This window comes from Rhizohabitans arisaemae, from assembly GCF_025996515.1.
Classification (GTDB): Bacteria; Actinomycetota; Actinomycetes; order Streptosporangiales; family Streptosporangiaceae; genus Rhizohabitans; species Rhizohabitans arisaemae.
Genome location: NZ_BLRH01000060.1, coordinates 334,901 through 352,409, shown reverse-complemented (window position 1 = coordinate 352,409; position 17,509 = coordinate 334,901). Strand labels below are relative to the sequence as shown.

The following is a 17,509-nucleotide window of genomic DNA, read 5'->3' as shown; positions in this document are numbered from 1 at the left end:
CGGCGGGCACCGGTCCCGAGTAGCCTTGACCGATTCATTACCTTTCTTTGGCACGGGGATAGGGAACGGGGATGCCGGAGACGACTCCGCTGCGTTCGGGGGATCCCAGACAGATCGGCGGATTCCAGCTCACGGGGCGACTGGGTGAGGGCGGTCAGGGGGTCGTGTACCTGGGTCACGGCGCGACGGGCGAGCCCGTGGCGATCAAGGTGCTCCACGTCAGGTTCACCGGTAACGCCGCCGCCCGGTCCCGGTTCGGCCGGGAGGCCGCGGCGGCCACCCGGGTGGCCTCGTTCTGCACGGCGAGCGTGCTCAAGGCCGACCTCGACGGCGACACGCCGTACATCGTCAGCGAGTACATCGAGGCGTCCTCGCTGCGGGCCGTGGTGGAGGAGGAGGGCCCGATCGGCGGCGCCCGGCTGCAGCGCATCGCGGTCGGCACCGCCACGGCGCTGACGGCGATCCATCACGCCGGGATCGTGCATCGCGACTTCAAACCGGACAACGTCCTGCTCGCCACGGACGGGCCGCGCGTCGTCGACTTCGGGATCGCCAGGATCCTGGACAGCACCGGGACCATCACCAGCGTGGCGCTCGGCACCCCCGCGTACATGGCCCCCGAGCAGATCGCCAACCAGGAGATCGGGCCGAAGACCGACGTGTTCGCCTGGGGCGCCACGATCGTCTACGCGGCCACCGGGGCCGTCCCCTTCGCCGGGCCGTCCATCGCGGTGGTGCTCAACCGGATCCTCAACGAGGATCCGGACTTCGGCGAGCTGCCCGATCCACTCCGCGACCTGGTGGCCGCCTGCCTGAGCAAGTCGCCGGGAGACCGGCCCACCTCGGATGAGGTCCTGCTGCGCCTGCTCGGCGGAAAGCCCGCCCCCGCCCCCACGCGGACCGAGGTCGTCGGGGCGGACGACAGGCTCACCGAGGTGGAGGGGGTTCCCACGCAGACCGTCCGGCGGCGCGGCCGGGCTCGGCTCGCCGGGATCGCCCTCGCCGCCGTGGTGGCGGTGCCGCTCGCCGTGTACGGCGTCACGCGGCTCGCTCCGGGCGAGGCGGGGACGGCCGGGCCGACCCCGTCGGTCTCTCCGCCGGTCTCTCCGCCCGTGACTCCCTCGGCCGGACCCTACGAGTCGATCGTCGACAAGGCCCGGGAGACGGGCAGGCTCGTCATCGGCATCAAGAGCGACCTGCCCGGGGTGGCGCTTTACCGCAACCAGCCCGGTGAAGTGCCCGAAGGGTATGAGGTGGAGGTCGCGAAGTACATCGCCGGGAAGCTGGGGGTGTCACCCGACAAAATCACATTCAGACGGGTGAGCGCCCTGAACCGCCTCGCCCTGCTGGTTTCCGGGAAGGTGGACATGGTGCTCGCCACCCACACCATCCCCAACGGACCGAGTCCCAAGGCGCTCTTCGCCGGCCCGTACTATCTCGCCCACCGCCGGATCCTGGTCCGGCAGAGCTCGCCCGTCCGGAGCATGAACGATCTCACCGGCAAGAAGCTGTGCGCGCCGCAGGGCGCGGTGTCCGTCGCCGAGGTGCGGGACCGGGTGAGCATGGAGGTCGTCCCGGTGACGGACACCGCGATCTGCATGGACAAGCTCGGCAGCGGGGAGGTCGACGCGGTGCCAGGGGACGATCTCATCCTCGCCGGGTTCGCGGCGAGGGGGCCCGGCCGGTATCGCATTCTGGAGGCGAAGCTGTCCGACGAGCCGTACGGCGTCGCGGTGCCCCTCGGGGACGTCCGCGCCTGCCGGGCGGTCAACGAGGCGATCCGCGTGATGTACGCGGAAAAGGTGACGGACAAGCTGCTCCGGGACTGGTTCTCACCGGTGGAGTTCACGCCGGAGCGAAATCGGCTCGCTCCGGAGGACTGCACTTCGTCGGCCGGGTAAAGCGCCTGCGGCGTGTCGTCACGACGCGGTCCCCGAAGGGGCATTGAATGATCACTGAAACTTCGGGGGTCGGGTGTTCTCTCTACATGCCTCGGCGATGGCATTCGCCGGTTTTCTGCTGATTTCCACATACGGGATGGTTCCGGGGAACGCCGATTCCGGGCCGGGCCGGATCCCGGTCGCGCGGGCGAGCGAAGCCGAACCCGGGATGCCGGCGGGTTCGGCCGATCTCCGGGTGCGGATCAGCGCGACACCGCATCGGGCGCAGCCGGGTCAGCTGATCACCTACCAGGTCCGGGTGCACAACGCCGGACCCGGGGCCGCGGTCCTTCCCGTCCTGGTCGTCCGGATTCCCCCGCAGGTGGACATCGTCCGGACCGATGTGGCGGAATGCCGTCCGGGGGACCGGCCGGGCGAGGTGCTCTGCCCCTCGACCTCGGACGCCGAGGCCGGGCACGACGGCGGAGTCCAGATCATCGGGCTGGTCCGGGCCGGCGCCCGGGGGACGCTGCACGCGGCGGCCGGGCTCGACTCGCAGATCGTCGACGCCAATCCGGGCGACAACCACGCGGAGCTCCGCACCGCGGTCGACCCCGGGGCCGATCTGCGGGTGCAGCTCTCCGCCGAGGGCCGGCACGTCCACGCGGGACGGCGGTTCACCGTCGACGCCGTGGTGGTGAACCGGGGCCCTCAGCCGGTCAGGAACGGTTTCGTCATGCTCCAGCCCAAGGGGGCGCGCTTCGTCGGGTCGGCGGACAAGGCCTGCCGGGCCCGTGGCCGGCACGTCGGCTGCGGCCTGCGGCGCGTGGCGGCGGACGGGAAGGTACGGCTGAGCCTGGTCTTCCGGACGGCGGCACGCCGGGACGGCCGGTTCGCCGGGAACGCGATGGTGTTCTCCCCGCGGATCGGAGACCGCCGGCCGGACAACAACACCGATCGGCTCTCCCTGCGGATCAGGAGGCCGGAGCCCCAGGTCCCGGCACCGCCGCCGGTCATCGGCGCGACAGTGAGCCGCCCGGTCCTGGCCGGGGCGGTCGCGGTGACCCTCGGTCCCGGCATGAGCCTGCTGGTGTATCCCTGATCAGCCGCCTCGGCGACAGCGGGGACACCTGGGGCGCCTCGCAGTAGACGGCGGCCTCGCGCCCGCCGCCCCCGGCGCCCAGGACGAACGGCCGGGAGCCGTCCCGAACCGGAACGATCACCCTGCGGCCGTCCAGGTCCAGGGTGACCAGGAGCTCCCATTCGTACAGACCGCGGGCGGCGCCCACGCTCAGCGTGAGGCGCAGGGGCTCCCCGGGGCTCAGCCGGTGGATCGTCGGGCCGCCGTACACCTCGGGGGCGACCGTCTTGGTGGAGTTCGCCCCGTCGAGGGTGACGTGTGGGCGGGTGGGCCGGTCCACACCTTTGGTTGCGACGCACCGGACCCGCGGGCGGGCGTCGGCCTGGCGCCGCGCGACACGCCGTACCGAGATCTCTTCGACGGCGACGGCGACGGCCTGCCGACCGGCGCGTACCGTGAGCTCCACCCAGGTCCGGCCGTGGTCGAGCCCACCTCGGTCGCGCAGGATCGCGGCGTGGTCGGTGCAGCCGAAGCCCGGGGGCACCCGGAGGGAGCTCCCGGGCACGGTCATGGTCCACCCGTGGTAGCGCGGCGGTGAGACCGGTGTGCCGATCAGGCTCACCGGGAGCCCCTCGGACGGGTGGCCTCGGGTGGGCAGCGGTGGCTTGGAGGTCTTCGCCGGTCGAGGCGGCGGAGGAGCCCCCACGGTCCCCGCGGCGAGGGTGGCGCCCGGTCCGGGTTGTGCCTTGGGTGCCGAGCCCGTGGCGAACAGCACCCCTCCGGCGACGATCGCACTCGCAGCGACGATCAGTACAACCTGTGCGGCTCGCTGCGGAAACGCGGAAACCTCTTCAGACCCACTCGCCATACGATGTCACACCCCGAATCCGGTGATTTGCGGATTGTAATGGACCGGATCCGTGTTGCGGAGCAAAATCTATGAGATGTGCTGCCTGCGGAGCTCACGGGCGAACCGCCACGCGTCGCCCACGATCTCCGTCAGGTCGGCCCGCTCCGGCCGCCACCCCAGCTCGGCCTGGATCTTGGCCGAGGAGGCGACCAGGGTCGCCGGGTCGCCGGGGCGCCGGGAGGCGGTCTTCACCGGGATCTCGTGACCGGTCACCGCGCGGCAGACCTCGATCACCTCGTTGACCGAGAAGCCGGTTCCGCTCCCCAGGTTGTAGATCTCGTGTGTACCGGGTCGGCACGCCCGCAGCGCGAGGAGGTGGGCGCGGGCCAGGTCGGCCACGTGGATGTAGTCACGGATGCATGTCCCGTCCGGTGTTGGGTAATCCATCCCGAAAAGGTGGACGAACTCGCGCTCGCCCAGCGCGACGGCGAGCACATTGGGGATCAGGTGGGTTTCGACCGCGTGGCGTTCGCCGTACCCGCCGAACGCCCCGGCCACGTTGAAGTAGCGCAGGCTGATCGCGGCGAGGCCGTGCAGCCCGGCCCAGGCGGTGAGCGCGGTGTCCACGGCGAGCTTGGAGGCCCCGTAGGGATTGGTGGGCCGGGTCGGGTCGGTCTCCAGGATGGGGGTGTGCTCCGGCTCGCCGTACGTCGCGGCGGTCGAGGAGAAGACGATGCGGCCGACTTCGGTCCGCCGCATCGCCTCGAGCAGGGCGAGGGCGCCGCCGAGGTTGTGCCGCCAGTACAGGGACGGCTTCGCCACGGATTCACCGACCAGCGACTTGGCGGCGAAGTGCAGCACGCCGTGGAACCCGCCTTCGGCGAGCACCCGCTCCGCGTCCCGCTCCACGGTGCCGTGGATCAGCTGCGCCTGCGGCGGGACCGCGTCCGCGTGACCGGTGGAGAGATCGTCCAAGACGACCGTCTCATGCCCTTCGGCCACGAGCTGAGCCGCGACAACGCTCCCGATGTAGCCCGCACCCCCGGTGACGAGCAACTTCATTGTCTCCATGGAACAGGTACGCTGACAGATTAATTGAGGCGTTGTCGACCGAACACAGGACTCCTCTCGTGAACCATGTCGCGGTCAACATCGCGCTTGTCATGCTTTTCATCGTCATCGGAGGGTTCTTCGCCGGAGCGGAGATGGCGCTGGTCTCACTGCGGGAGAGCCAGATCCGCAAGCTGAGCAAGATCGGCAAACGCGGGGCGCGCGTGGCCAAACTCGCCCAGGACCCCAACCGGTTTCTCTCCGCGGTCCAGATCGGCGTGACGCTCGCCGGATTCCTCTCGGCCGCGTTCGGCGCCTCCACCCTGGCCGGGGTGTTCGCCCCGGTCCTGGTCGGCTGGGGCCTGCACGCCGAGGTGGCGGAGGCGACGGCGCTCATCCTGATCACCTTGGTGATCGCGTTCGTCTCACTGGTGCTGGGGGAGCTCGCCCCCAAACGCCTGGCGATGCAGCGGGCCGAAGGGCTCTCGCTGCTCGTGGCGCCGCTTCTCGATCGGCTCGCCTCGCTCTCCCGCCCGGTGATCTGGGCGCTCTCCAAGTGCACGGACGGTGTGGTCCGGCTCTTCGGCGGCGACCCCACCGCGGACAAGGAGTCCATCACCACCGAGGAGCTCCGCGACCTGGTCATCGGGCACGAAGAGCTCACCGCGGACGAACGGGCGGTCATCGCCGAGGTCTTCGCCGCGGGCAAACGGCAGCTCCGCGAGGTGCTCCTGCCCCGTACCGAGGTGGAGTTCATGGACGCGGAGACGCCGCTCGCGGAGGCCGCGGCCCAGGCCGCCGGGTCGCCGCACTCCCGGTTCCCGGTCTTCCGGGGCTCCTACGATGACATCGTCGGGTTCGTCCATGTCCGGGATCTGCTCGACCCGCTCGCGGTCGACCGGACCGCCCCCGTCGGTGAAATCGTCCGGCCGGTCAAGCTCGCCCCCGCGAGCAAGCGGGTGCTCGCGATGATGACCGAGATGCGGCACGAGGGACACCATCTGGCCATCGTGGTGGACGAGTACGGCGGCACCGCGGGGATCGTGACCCTCGAAGACCTGGTCGAGGAGGTCATCGGGGACATCCGTGACGAGTACGACGTCACCGACGATCAGTCCGTCCGGCTCGGCGGCGGTGACATGGAGGTGGACGGGCTGCTCAACCTGGACGCCTTCGCCGACGAGACCGGAATCGCCCTGGCGCCGGGGCCGTACGAGACCGTCGCCGGGTACATCATGGCGGTCCTCGGTCACCTGCCGGACCACGGGGACACCGTCGACGTGGGGCGGTTCCGGTGCACCGTCATCGAGATGGACGGCCGCCGGGTCGCCCGGGTCCGGGTGAGCAAGATCCCGGCGGATTCCGGATAGCCGACGGGCCGACGGCGTACCGAGTCGCGAGCGGGCGGGTGTTCCTGCGAGAATCGAGTATGGACCGACGACCACGCGTACTCTCCGGCATCCAGCCGACGGCTGCCTCTTTCCACCTTGGCAACTACCTCGGCGCCGTCCGGCAGTGGGTCGAGATGCAGGACGCCTACGACGCCTTCTACTGCGTGGTCGACCTGCACGCCATCACCGTGGAGTACTCTCCGGCCGAGCTGCGCCGCCGCACCCGGCGGGCCGCCGCCCAGCTCCTCGCCGCGGGCCTCGACCCCGAGCGGTGCACCGTGTTCGTCCAGAGCCACGTGCCCCAGCACACCGAGCTGACCTGGATGCTCCAATGCCTCACCGGGATGGGCGAGGCGTCCCGGATGACCCAGTTCAAGGACAAGTCGCAGCGGTACGGCGAGAGCGCGGCCTCGGTGGGCCTGCTCACCTACCCGATCCTGCAGGCCGCCGACATCCTCCTCTACCACGCCGACTACGTGCCGGTCGGGGTCGACCAGAAGCAGCACCTGGAGCTGACCAGGGACCTGGCCCAGCGGTTCAACCACCGCTTCGGTGAGACGCTCACCCTGCCCAATCCCTACATCATGCAGGCCGTCCAGAAGATCACCGATCTTCAAGAGCCGACCGCCAAGATGTCCAAGTCCTCCTCCAGCCCGGGCGGCATCCTCGACGTGCTGGAAGAGCCGTCCTCCCTCCGCAAGAAGATCATGCGTGCGGTCACCGACACCGGCACCGAGATCAAGGCCGACGAGGAGAACAAGCCCGGGGTCACCAACCTGCTGCAGATCCTCTCCGCGCTCTCCGGGACCTCCGTCCCGGACCTGGAGAAGCGGTACGAAGGCCAGGGGTACGGCACCTTCAAGAAGGACGTCGCCGAGGCGGTCGTGGAGGCCTTCGCCCCGATCAGGGAGCGGACCGAGAAGCTGCTCGCGGACGAGGCCGAGCTCGACCGCCTGCTCGTCGAAGGGGCGGTCCGGGCCCGTGCGGTCGCCGCGGAGACCGTCGCCGTCGTCAAGGACCGGATGGGCTTCCTCCCCCAAGGCTGACCCGGCCGGGACAAGGGAGGCGTGATGGCCGGCCCGCTGACCTGGGGGCGGAACAAGGCCCAGGACCTGCGATCACGTGCCACCGCCCTGCTCAGGTACGGGCGGAGGCACAGCCGCGTTCTCGACCACCTGATCCGGGCGGTCGTCCGCTACCAGGACCGCAGCGCGGGCATGCTCGCCGGGGCGGTCACCTACTTCCTTTTCCTGTCCTTCTTCCCGCTGGTCGCGCTCGCCTTCGCCGTGGTCGGCTACGTGGTCGCGATCTACCCGGGCGCGGCGGCCGACCTCCAGGCGGCGATCGACGCCCAGCTCCCCGGGATCGGCGGCCGGCTCCCCATCCGGCAGATCGCCGACGCCCGGGCCGGGGCGAGCGTCTTCGGGCTGCTGGGGCTGCTCTACGCCGGCACCGGGGCGGTCGACGCGCTCCGGGACGCGCTCCGGATCATCTGGATGCACGCCCGTCGCGCGCCGAACTTCTTCCTGACGAAGGCGACCGACGTGCTCGCCCTGGTCACCCTGGGCGGCACCATGCTCGCCTCCACCGCGATCACGGGCCTGGCGACCTCGGCGACGACGACGGTGCTGGGCTGGGTGGGCCTCACCGAATCCGGCTTCGCCGAGGTCGCGCTCCGGATCGCCGGAGTCCTCGTCGGCATGGCAGCGGACACCCTGATCTTCATGATCGTCTTCAGCCGGCTCTCCGGAGCGGTCGAACCGTTCTCCGCCTTCCTGCGGGGCGCCGTCCTCGGCGCCGCGGGGTTCGCCGTACTCAAGCTGATCGGGGCCTGGCTCATCGGCCTCACCACCGGAAACCCGGTCTACGGCGCCTTCGCCGTCCTGGTCGGGCTCCTGGTCTGGATCAACATCACGATGAGGTACGTGCTGTTCGCCGCCGCCTGGACGGCCACCTCCACCACCGGCCCCGCCCCCGACCCGACACCCGCGCCGCTGCCCTTCGGCCCCGGACGCGGCGACTGATCCGGGAGCTCGTCGCAGCCGAGCATCGCCGGCCCCGGTCGGGGGTGCCGGGCCGCGCCGGTGCGGCGGCCTGCGGCCGTACCCCAGACCGTGGCGGGATCGCTACAGGGACGGCTCGGACCTGCGGGCGCGGCGGCGACGGTAAAGCGTGAAGGCGACGGCTCCGACGACTCCGCCGGCCCCCACCGCGGCCAGCAGGGGAATCGGCAGCGAGTCTCCGGACCCCTGCAGCGCCGTCTGCGCGCCCGCGACCGGGGCCGTGGGCAGGGGCGCGGCGGGGGCGGCCTTGGCTTTTTCAGCGGCCGGGTCGACCGGGTCGACCAGCTGCCCGACCGGGGCGACCTTGCCCCGAGCGGCGAAGCCCCAGTCCAGCATCTCCTTGGCGTCCTCCCAGAACGGCGCGTCCGAGCGCATGAGCGTCACGATGATCGTGTGACCGTTGCGCTTGGCGGCGCCGACGAAGCTGGCCCGGGCCTTGGAGGTGTATCCGTTCTTGACGCCGAGTCCGCCTTTGTACTGCCAGAGCAGGCGGTTGTGGTTGGCGATCTGGTAGGTCTTCCCCTTGGGCGCCGGGAAGTCGGCCACCTTGGTCGCGATGTAGCCCCGGAAGGTCGGATTTTTCAGGCCGTCGCGGGCTAAGAGGGCCAGGTCGTAGGCCGAGCTGACCTGTCCGGGTTTGTCCAGACCGTTGGGGGTCTTCGCCACCGTGTTGTACGCCTGCAGCCGCTTGGCCTCCGCGTTCATCGCGGCCAGCGTGGGCTTCAGCCCGCCGTTCGCCTCGGCGAGCGCCACCGCCGCGTCGTTCCCCGACACCACCATCAGCGCCCGCAGCAGATCGTCCACCGAGTAGGAGACCGTGGGCACCAGGCCCACCGCGCTGCCCTCGGTGTTGCACGCCTCATGGCTCGGCTTGATCTTCTTGGCCTTGTCCAGCTTGGGGATGAGGGTGAGCGCGGTGAGGATCTTGAGCGTGCTCGCCGGGAGGAACCGGCCGTGCGCGTTCCTGGCCGCCAGGACCTGGCCGGTCTCGGCGTCGGCGATCAGGAACGAGGAGGCCGCGACCTTGGGGAGTCTGGGCGCGTCCCGGTGCACCGCGATGCCGCGGGTCGTGAGCAGCGCACCGCCGACCTGCGGGTTCCGTACGGCCCCCGGCTCGGCGTCCGCTCCTTCCGCGTCCACGGGACCCGGATTCTCCCGTACGGCGTCCGCGGCGCCGCTCGTCGGCCGTACCGTCTCCGCGTAGGCGGGCACGGAGGCGGGGGCCAGGGCGAATACGGCGACCGCGGAGGTGCCTGCGAACAGACGGTGATGTCTCATAGTGGTAACACCCTAGATCCTCCACTATGGATCTTTGCTGAACCGAGCTCGGATGGCTGGTGGGCGTTTCGCAGGTCATGACACGATCGACGTGATCAGTGACACATATGCCGAATCGCGAGGGCGCAATACGATGCGGAGGGTAAGACAGGCCCAGGAGCGCCCGCGTGGCGCCCGGGAGCCGGGGAGGGTCGTATGAGCGAGCGCAGGTCCGAGTCGGGACTGCCCATCCAGCCGGTTTATCCGCCGAATCGGGACTTCGACGCGGAACACAGGCTCGGTGAACCCGGGAAGTACCCGTTCACCCGCGGGGTGTACCCCACGATGTACACCAAGCGGCCGTGGACGATGCGGCAGTACGCCGGGTTCGGCACCGCGGCCGAGTCCAACAAGCGCTACCACCAGCTGATCGACGCGGGCACCATGGGGCTCTCGGTCGCCTTCGACCTCCCCACCCAGATGGGGCACGATTCGGACGCCCCCATCGCGCACGGGGAGGTCGGCAAGGTCGGGGTGGCGATCGACTCGGTCGACGACATGCGGCTGCTCTTCGACGGGATCCCGCTGGACAAGGTCTCCACGTCGATGACGATCAACGCGCCCGCGGCCGTACTCCTCCTGCTCTACCAGCTCGTCGGTGAGGAGCAGGGCGTCCCCGGGGACGCGCTCAACGGGACGATCCAAAACGACGTGCTCAAGGAGTACATCGCCCGGGGGACCTACATCTTCCCCCCCAAGCCGTCACTCCGGCTGATCTCGGACACGTTCGCCTACTGCCAGGACGAGATCCCCAGGTGGAACACGATTTCGATCTCCGGTTACCACATGGCCGAGGCCGGGGCCACCCCGGTCCAGGAGATCGCCTTCACCCTGGCGGACGGGGTCGAGTACGTGCGGGCGGCCATCGCCTCGGGTCTGGACGTCGACGACTTCGCCCCGCGGCTCTCCTTCTTCTTCGTGGCGCGCACCACCCTGCTCGAAGAGGTCGCCAAGTTCCGGGCGGCCCGCCGGATCTGGGCGAAGATCATGCGGGACTGGTTCGGGGCGAAGAACCCCAAGTCGCTCATGCTCCGGTTCCACACCCAGACCGCCGGGGTCCAACTCACCGCGCAGCAGCCCGAGGTCAACCTGGTCCGGGTGGCCGTGCAGGCGCTCGGCGCGGTGCTGGGCGGTACCCAGTCGCTGCACACCAACTCCTACGACGAGGCCATCGCGCTGCCCACCGAGAAGGCGGCGCGGCTGGCCCTGCGGACCCAGCAGGTCATCGCGTATGAATCCGACCTGACCGCCACCGTCGACCCGTTCGCCGGCTCGTACGCCGTCGAGGCGATGACCGACGAGGTCGAGGCCGCGGCGTGGGAGCTGATCGACAAGGTCGAGGAGTTCGGCGGGGCCGTCAACGCCATCGAGCGGGGTTTCCAGAAAGAGGAGATCGAACGCTCCGCCTACCGGATCGCCCTCGAAATCGATCAAGGTGAGCGGGTCGTGGTCGGCGTGAACAGGTTCCGGCTGGACGAGGAGGAGCCCTACGAGCCGCTCCGGGTGGATCCGGCCATCGAGGTCGGCCAGCGCGAGCGCCTCGCGGCCCTTCGCGCCACCCGGGACGAGGAGGCCGTACGGCAGGCGCTGGAGACCCTCAAGAAGACCGCCGAAGGCACCGGGAACATCCTCTACCCCATGAAAGAGGCCCTGAGGCTCCGGGCCACCGTGGGCGAGGTCTGCAACGCCCTGAGGGAGGTCTGGGGCACCTACGTCCCCGCCGACGTCTTCTGAGCACCGGTGAACAGCACCAGGTCATAACCTCGATCGTGCTCAATGGGGGTTGCACTTCCAGGTTTCGACTCCGAGATCACGCCTGTTCGTCCGTCCCACAGGTCCGGTCCGGGGTGAGGCCGCAGCCGCGAAGGTTCGCCTGCCGGGGCATGGGCATACACGACCCGGTAGATAAAGCCATCTTTGCGAAAGACAACGCGGTTCGTGGGCTAAACCCTGGTTTTCGGGCACGGTGGGCGATACGGGCGTGTCATACGAGGCGTACGGGCTAGCCGATTTTGCCGCGAGCTCCACCGCAAACCTGGAAAGATTGATGATGGAGGTTCGACGTGGCCATCGAGTTCAACCCGTCGCGTGGCGCGACCCTCGGCGTAGAGTGGGAACTCCAGCTCATCGATGTGCAGAGCAGAGAGCTTCGCCAAGACGCACGAGAGGTGCTGGCAGCCCTGCCCGAGTTGAGCGAATCCCCTCGGCCCAAGCTCATGCATGAGTTGATGCAGTCGCAGATCGAGATCGTCACCGACATCTGCCACACGGCTGCCGAGGCCGTCGCCGACCTCCGGGACACCATCTCCCGTATCCAGAGCGTAGTCGGACCCAGGGGCACGGCGCTGGCCTGCACCGGCACCCATCCGATCAGTGATTGGCGGGACGCCGTTATGGCGCCCATGCAGCGGTATAACGAGCTCGTCGAAGAGATGCAGTGGCTGGCATGGCGGATTCAAACATTTGGTGTACATGTCCACGTGGGCGTACGGGATAGGGATAAAGTTATTCCCATAGTCAACGCTCTCGCGGCCTACCTGCCGCACTTTTTGGCGTTGACTGCGTCGAGCCCTTACTGGGGCGGTCAAGACACCGGATTGGCTTCCAGCAGGGCGATTGTTTTTGGAGCGCTGCCCACCGCGGGGATACCACACCTGCTCGCTGACTGGGCGGAGTTCGAGGAGTACATGGAAACCTTGATGCGTGCCGGAACGATCAAGAGCATCAAGGAGGTGTGGTGGGACGTTCGGCCACATCCGGATTTCGGCACGATTGAAGTACGTATGTTCGATGGAATTCCGACCCTCCGGGAGGTCGGCATGGTGACCGCGTTGTCGCAGTGCCTTGTGCAGCAGTTCGACCAGCAGCTGGATCGCGGCTACAAGCTGCCGCGGCCCACCGCGTGGGTCGTGCGCGACAACAAATGGCGTGCCACGCGTTACGGCATGGACGCCGTGGTGATCACCGATGACAGAGGCACGACCGCGCCCCTGCGCGACACGCTCTACGAGCTCGTCCGCGAGCTTGAGCCTGTGGCCGAGAGACTTGGCTGCTCGGAAGAGTTGTCCACGATCTCCGAGGTCTTGGAACACGGCGCTCCCTATGAGAGGCAGCGTGCGATCCTGGCCGATGGGGGCACGCTTGAAGACGTCGTCGACGCGGTGATCACCGAGTTTGCGGAAGACCGTTTTGTCACTCGGAGGTTCGCCACATCAGACGGGACGGTGAGTCATGCGGGGACGTGACCTGCAGGGGCAACTGGACGCGTTCCTTGTTGACCACGCGGAGCAGCTGATCGCGTTCCGGCGGGATATGCACATGCACCCCGAGCTCGGTTTCGCCGAGCATCGCGCCACACAGCGGATCGTCGGCCTGCTGGAGAAGGCCGGCCTCGATCCGCGGGTTCTCCCCAGTGGCACCGGGGTGATCTGCGACGTCGGAGGCGACGGCCCGACGGTGGCCCTGCGCGCGGATCTGGACGCGCTACCTTTGCAAGACGAGAAGAACACCCCGTACCGCTCCACGGTCCCCGGTGTCTGTCATGCCTGCGGTCATGACGTGCACACAACCGTGCTGGTCGGTACGTCCTTGTTCCTGGCCCAGCAGGCGGAGGCCGGACTCCTCCCCGGGCGGGTCCGGCTGATCTTCCAGCCGTCGGAGGAGATCCTGCCCGGCGGCGCACTCAAGGTGCTGCAGGCCGGCGGCCTCAAGGGGGTCGACCGGATCTTCGGACTGCACTGCGACCCCCGCGTGGACGTCGGCCAGGTGGGGCTGCGGCTCGGTCCCATCACCTCGGCCTGCGACAAGATCGCGATCCGGGTGAGCGGTCCGGGCGGTCACACCGCCAGGCCGCACCTCACGGCGGACCTGGTCTTCGCGCTCGCGAAGATCCTGACCGAGCTGCCGGCGGCGCTCTCCCGCCGGGTCGACCCCAGGTCCTCGCTCTCCCTGGTCTGGGGCCGGGTGGACGCCGGCTCGGTGGCGAACGCCATCCCGGACGGGGGGATCGCCGAGGGGACGGTTCGCTGCCTGGACGACGAGGCCTGGCACGCCGCCCCCGACCTGATCAAGTCGCTGCTTGAGTCGGTCGCCGCGGCCTACGGGGTCGTGGCGGAGCTGGACTACGTCCGGGGCGTTCCGCCGGTGGTCAACGACGAGATCAGTCTGCAGATGCTGACCGAGGCCGCGCAGAGCGTCCTCGGGGAGTCCGCCGTGGTGCCCACGCCGCAGTCCCTGGGCGGTGAGGATTTCGGCTGGTATCTGGAGTCGATCCCCGGAGGTTTCGCGCGCCTGGGAGTTCGCACGCCGAATACCCCGACAATCGCCGATATTCATCAGCCGACATTTGATGTCGACGAGCGTGCGATCGCCGCGGGTGTACGGCTGATGGCGGCGACCGCGCTTACCGCGCTTTGGGAGGGGCAGCGCCCGAGCGCGGCGGTGAATGAGACGGTCTCCAGCTCGACCTCCTCCATTTGAATTTCTACTGAATAACCACGGCAATCCCCTCCCGTCGAATTCACGGAATCGGCGGGAGGGGATTGCCGTGGTGTGGTTTCCTACGGGCGCAGGCCGTCGCGGCCGAACACGATGGGTAGCCGCAGCTTGCTCAGGCCGGGCTGCACGGTGATCTCGGTACCCGGCGGGTATCGCAGGGTGTAGTCGTAGTCGGTGGAGAGCAGGACGAGCCCGAGCCGGTGCCCGGCCTTGAAGACGTAGTCCTGCGGCTGGAAGCTCCAGGTGAAGGTGTAGGCCTTACCGGGCCGGAGCTCCTCGGTGCGGGAGTCGGAGTGCCGGTTGCGCACGTCCAGCCAGCCCCGGCTGACAATCTTGTACGAAGCCTCCCGGGTGGTGTGCGTGCGCAGAACGGTGCAGCCGGTGTCGCCGGGGACCCCCTGGCCGTAGCAGACCTGCTGGCCGGTGGACCGGGTGCCGCCGGTGGCCCGTACGTCGGTGCCGTAGTCCACGAGCAGGGCGGTGAGGAACGGCGAGCGCCCGTTCTTCAGCGAAGCCCGTACCGTGACCGACGGGGTTCCGGAGATCCGCACGTCGCGGGTGAGCTCCGGGGTCACGTAGGCGAGCCGGTTCGGGTCGGCGGTCTGCCAGGCCTCGGTGAGCTGCTCGGCGGTCCGGGTGCGCTGGTCGACGAACGACTGCTTGGCCGCGGGGTGCCCGGGGAGCAGGCCGAGCGTGCCGGGCTCGCCCGCGCCGAGGTGGAGCGGGACGCTCGCGGTGCCGGGGAGCGGCCAGGAGCGGTGGGTGGCCCACTGCTCGGGCGCGTACTCCACGTCGGCCTGCGGCTCGTCCATGATGTCGTTGTCGATGTCGTGGAGCCAGTGGTCCATCCAGCGGTGGAGCTGGCGGAGCCACTCGGCGTGGCGCAGGGTGAACGGGTTGGAGTGGCCGGCCTGGTGGAGCCAGATCTTGCGGGGCACGTTCCGCTTGGCGAGGGCGTCCCACCACTGGACGGCGTTCTTGGTCTTGACGTTCCAGTCGTTCAGGCCGTGGACGAGGAAGACGCTGGCCTTCACCTTGCGGACGTCCTTGACGTAGTTCCGCTCGTCCCAGAAGCGGCTGTAGTCCCCGGTGACCCGATCTTGATCGCGCTCCAGTGCCGCTATGACATCCGCGCATTTTTCGGGGTTTGCTCGGGTTAGCACGTACTTCGCGAGGACGTCGGTGTCCTCACCCTGGTAGCCGCCGGGGGCGACGACGCCGCCGTTCGCCCGGTAGTAGTCGTACCAGGAGGAGATCGCCGCGATCGGGACGATCGTCTCCAGCCCTTCGACGCCGGTCGTCGCGACCGCGTTGGGCAGCGTCCCGTTGTAGGAGATGCCGATCATGCCGACCTTGCCGGTGGTCCAGGTCGCGCCGACCGGCTCGCCGGAGGCGGTGAAGGCGCGGGCCCGGCCGTTCAGCCAGTCGATCGCGGCCTTCACGCCCAGGGTCTCGTTCCGGCCGCCCGAGGTGGGGCATCCGGTGGCGGCGCCGCTGCCCAGGCTCTCCACCAGCGCGACCGCGTAGCCGCGCGGCACGAAGTAGTTGTCGTAGTAGCCGGTGAACGGGCCCGCGTTGACCGCGCCGGAGGCCTGGAGTTCCGCGATCTTGTTCCGCAGCGCCTCCTGCCGGGCGATCCCGGGGTCGGGGTCGATGTCGACGTTGTGGTTGGCCACGTCGTTGCCGCCCGCGTAGTACGGGCTCGCTTCCATGATGACGGGGACCTTCAGGCCCTGTTCGGTCTCCTTGGGGCGGATGATGCTGACCGGGACGCGGTCGGCCTGACCGTCGTTGTCGCTGTCGACCCCGGCGACCTCGACGAAGACGTTCTCCAGGATGGCGTCGGCCCTGGAGAAGATCGGCTGCGTTTCGCCGTTCTCAATCTTGATCTTTACGGGGCCGGGGGGAGGGGTTGCCAGCGCGGGTGCCGCGAGCGTGGTGACAAGCGCGGCGGCCAGCGGGACGACGATGGTCTTCCAGCGGCGCATGAGGGAGTTCTCCCATGGCTAGGGGGTTCGTGGGCTCTCCACGAAGCCATGCTTCATCTCATGACATATCTGATCTTTACGACAAGCCCTTACAGGCAGGCGATTTCCGCACCGGAAGATCCATCCGGCCCCGGCCGGGGTTTTCGGACGCCGGTGGCCGAGCCGGGGGTACTCCGGTCACGGACGCACCGGTAATGCGATAACGGAGCGGTTGCGGACCTGTGCGAAGGTTTGGTAACTCCGTGGTGTCCAACTACCCTCCGAGGGGGGTTACCGTGCATTTCCGCACGTGAACGGTTGTCAGATGGTGGAGAACGGAAGGAGTCACCTTTGCGCCGTGACCAGTTTTTGAGGCTTGCAGCGGTTGTGTTGGCTGGGGCCTTGGCGACCAGCGCGTGTGGGGGCGCAGAGAACACGGACTCCGCCAAGGGCGACCCGTCTCAGCCTGCCAAGCCGCAGGGAGCCAAGATCGGCCTGGCCTACGACATCGGCGGCCGGGGAGACCAGTCGTTCAACGACGCCGCGGCCCGTGGCCTGGACCAGGCCAAGACCGAGTTCGGCGCCACCGCGAACGAGCTTGAGGCGAGTCCCGGTGAGACCGAGGCGCAGAAGGAGGAGCGGCTCAGGCTGCTCGCCACGGGTGGCTTCAACCCGGTCATCGCCGTCGGTTTCGCCTACTCCAAGCCCGTGGCCAAGGTCGCGCAGGAGTTCCCCAACGTCAAGTTCGCCCTCGTCGACGACGAGGCCGCCAAGGGCCCGAACATCTCGAACCTGCTCTTCGCCGAGCATGAGGGTTCGTTCCTGGTCGGTGCGGCCGCGGCGCTCAAGTCCAAGAAGAACAGCATCGGCTTCGTGGGCGGTGTGCAGGTCCCGCTGATCGCCAAGTTCGAGGCGGGCTTCGCGGCGGGCGCCAAGCACATCAAGCCGGACATCAAGATTCAGACCAAGTACCTCACCCAGCCGCCGGACTTCTCCGGGTTCAACGACCCGGCCAAGGGCAAGACCGCGGCCGAGGGCATGTTCGACGGCGGCGCCGACGTGGTCTACCAGGCTGCGGGCGGCTCCGGCGGCGGTGTCTTCACGGCGGCCAAGGCCGCGAACGCCTTCGCCATCGGCGTCGACTCCGACCAGGCGCTCACCGCCGACGCGAGCGTCAAGGACGTGATCATCACCTCGATGCTCAAGAAGGTCGACGTGGCGGTCTACACCTTCCTCAAGGGCTTCGCGAGCAACTCGGTCACGGCGGGCTCCACGATCTACGACCTCAAGGTGGGCGGCGTCGACTACTCCGTCACCGGCGGCAAGGTCGACGACATCAAGGCCCAGCTCGACGAGCTGAAGCAGAAGATCATCAGCGGCGAGATCAAGGTTCCGGACAAGACCACGGGTTGA

13 protein-coding genes are annotated in these 17,509 nt (G+C 68.9%); 9 read left to right on the top strand and 4 right to left on the bottom strand.

The window, feature by feature from the left end; all coding sequences use genetic code 11:
- Nucleotides 1-71 precede the first annotated feature (71 nt).
- Together RUR_RS30050 and RUR_RS30045 are read left to right on the top strand one after the other, a co-directional pair.
- Entirely contained in the window at nt 72-1,901 is a 1,830-nt protein-coding gene (locus tag RUR_RS30050) for a serine/threonine-protein kinase (RefSeq protein WP_283138589.1), read from the top strand.
- 136 nt (nt 1,902-2,037) lie between these two features.
- Complete coding sequence (locus RUR_RS30045) at nt 2,038-2,982, top strand: hypothetical protein (RefSeq protein ID WP_283138588.1); 945 nt, start codon at nt 2,038-2,040, stop codon at nt 2,980-2,982.
- Here RUR_RS30045 and RUR_RS30040 read toward each other — a convergent pair.
- Nucleotides 2,894-3,829 (bottom strand): hypothetical protein, encoded by a 936-nt coding sequence (locus RUR_RS30040; protein WP_283138587.1) that lies wholly within the window; start codon nt 3,827-3,829, stop codon nt 2,894-2,896. The genes RUR_RS30045 and RUR_RS30040 overlap by 89 nt on opposite strands.
- A 69-nt stretch (nt 3,830-3,898) precedes the next feature.
- The gene (gene galE, locus RUR_RS30035) at nt 3,899-4,873 is read right to left on the bottom strand and encodes a UDP-glucose 4-epimerase GalE (protein WP_283138586.1); all 975 of its coding nucleotides are present in this window, start codon (nt 4,871-4,873) and stop codon (nt 3,899-3,901) included.
- A gap of 68 nt (nt 4,874-4,941) precedes the next feature.
- Between galE and RUR_RS30030 the strand changes: the two genes are divergently transcribed.
- Genes RUR_RS30030 through RUR_RS30020 form a run of 3 tightly spaced genes read left to right on the top strand, consistent with a single transcriptional unit; the run spans nt 4,942 to nt 8,276 of the window.
- Complete coding sequence (locus RUR_RS30030) at nt 4,942-6,231, top strand: hemolysin family protein (protein ID WP_283138585.1); 1,290 nt, start codon at nt 4,942-4,944, stop codon at nt 6,229-6,231.
- A gap of 59 nt (nt 6,232-6,290) precedes the next feature.
- The gene (trpS, locus tag RUR_RS30025; RefSeq protein ID WP_283138584.1) at nt 6,291-7,298 is read left to right on the top strand and encodes a tryptophan--tRNA ligase; all 1,008 of its coding nucleotides are present in this window, start codon (nt 6,291-6,293) and stop codon (nt 7,296-7,298) included.
- Nucleotides 7,299-7,322: 24 nt separating this feature from the next.
- The gene (locus RUR_RS30020) at nt 7,323-8,276 is read left to right on the top strand and encodes a YihY/virulence factor BrkB family protein (RefSeq protein ID WP_283138583.1); all 954 of its coding nucleotides are present in this window, start codon (nt 7,323-7,325) and stop codon (nt 8,274-8,276) included.
- A 102-nt stretch (nt 8,277-8,378) separates the two neighbouring features.
- Here RUR_RS30020 and RUR_RS30015 read toward each other — a convergent pair whose 3' ends face one another.
- Nucleotides 8,379-9,593 carry a D-alanyl-D-alanine carboxypeptidase family protein gene (locus RUR_RS30015; RefSeq protein ID WP_283138582.1) on the bottom strand — a complete coding sequence of 405 codons (1,215 nt, stop codon included), beginning with the start codon at nt 9,591-9,593 and terminating at the stop codon, nt 8,379-8,381.
- 195 nt (nt 9,594-9,788) lie between these two features.
- Between RUR_RS30015 and RUR_RS30010 the strand changes: the two genes are divergently transcribed.
- The 3 genes from RUR_RS30010 (at nt 9,789) to RUR_RS30000 (ending at nt 14,111) form a co-directional block, all read left to right on the top strand.
- Complete coding sequence (locus RUR_RS30010) at nt 9,789-11,366, top strand: acyl-CoA mutase large subunit family protein (RefSeq protein WP_283138581.1); 1,578 nt, start codon at nt 9,789-9,791, stop codon at nt 11,364-11,366.
- 329 nt (nt 11,367-11,695) lie between these two features.
- Entirely contained in the window at nt 11,696-12,877 is a 1,182-nt protein-coding gene (locus RUR_RS30005) for a glutamate--cysteine ligase (RefSeq protein ID WP_283138580.1), read from the top strand.
- A complete protein-coding gene (locus tag RUR_RS30000; protein ID WP_283138579.1) occupies nt 12,864-14,111 on the top strand; it encodes a M20 family metallopeptidase in 1,248 nt (415 codons plus the stop codon). The genes RUR_RS30005 and RUR_RS30000 overlap by 14 nt, the downstream gene beginning before the upstream one ends.
- Before the next feature lie 80 nt (nt 14,112-14,191).
- Here the strand turns inward: RUR_RS30000 and RUR_RS29995 are convergent, their stop codons facing one another.
- Nucleotides 14,192-16,117, bottom strand: coding sequence for a Xaa-Pro dipeptidyl-peptidase (locus tag RUR_RS29995; protein ID WP_283138578.1), 1,926 nt, complete (start codon nt 16,115-16,117; stop codon nt 14,192-14,194).
- A 381-nt stretch (nt 16,118-16,498) separates the two neighbouring features.
- Between RUR_RS29995 and RUR_RS29990 the strand changes: the two genes are divergently transcribed.
- Nucleotides 16,499-17,509: a BMP family lipoprotein gene (locus RUR_RS29990; RefSeq protein ID WP_283138577.1), complete on the top strand. Its 1,011-nt coding sequence runs from the start codon at nt 16,499-16,501 to the stop codon at nt 17,507-17,509.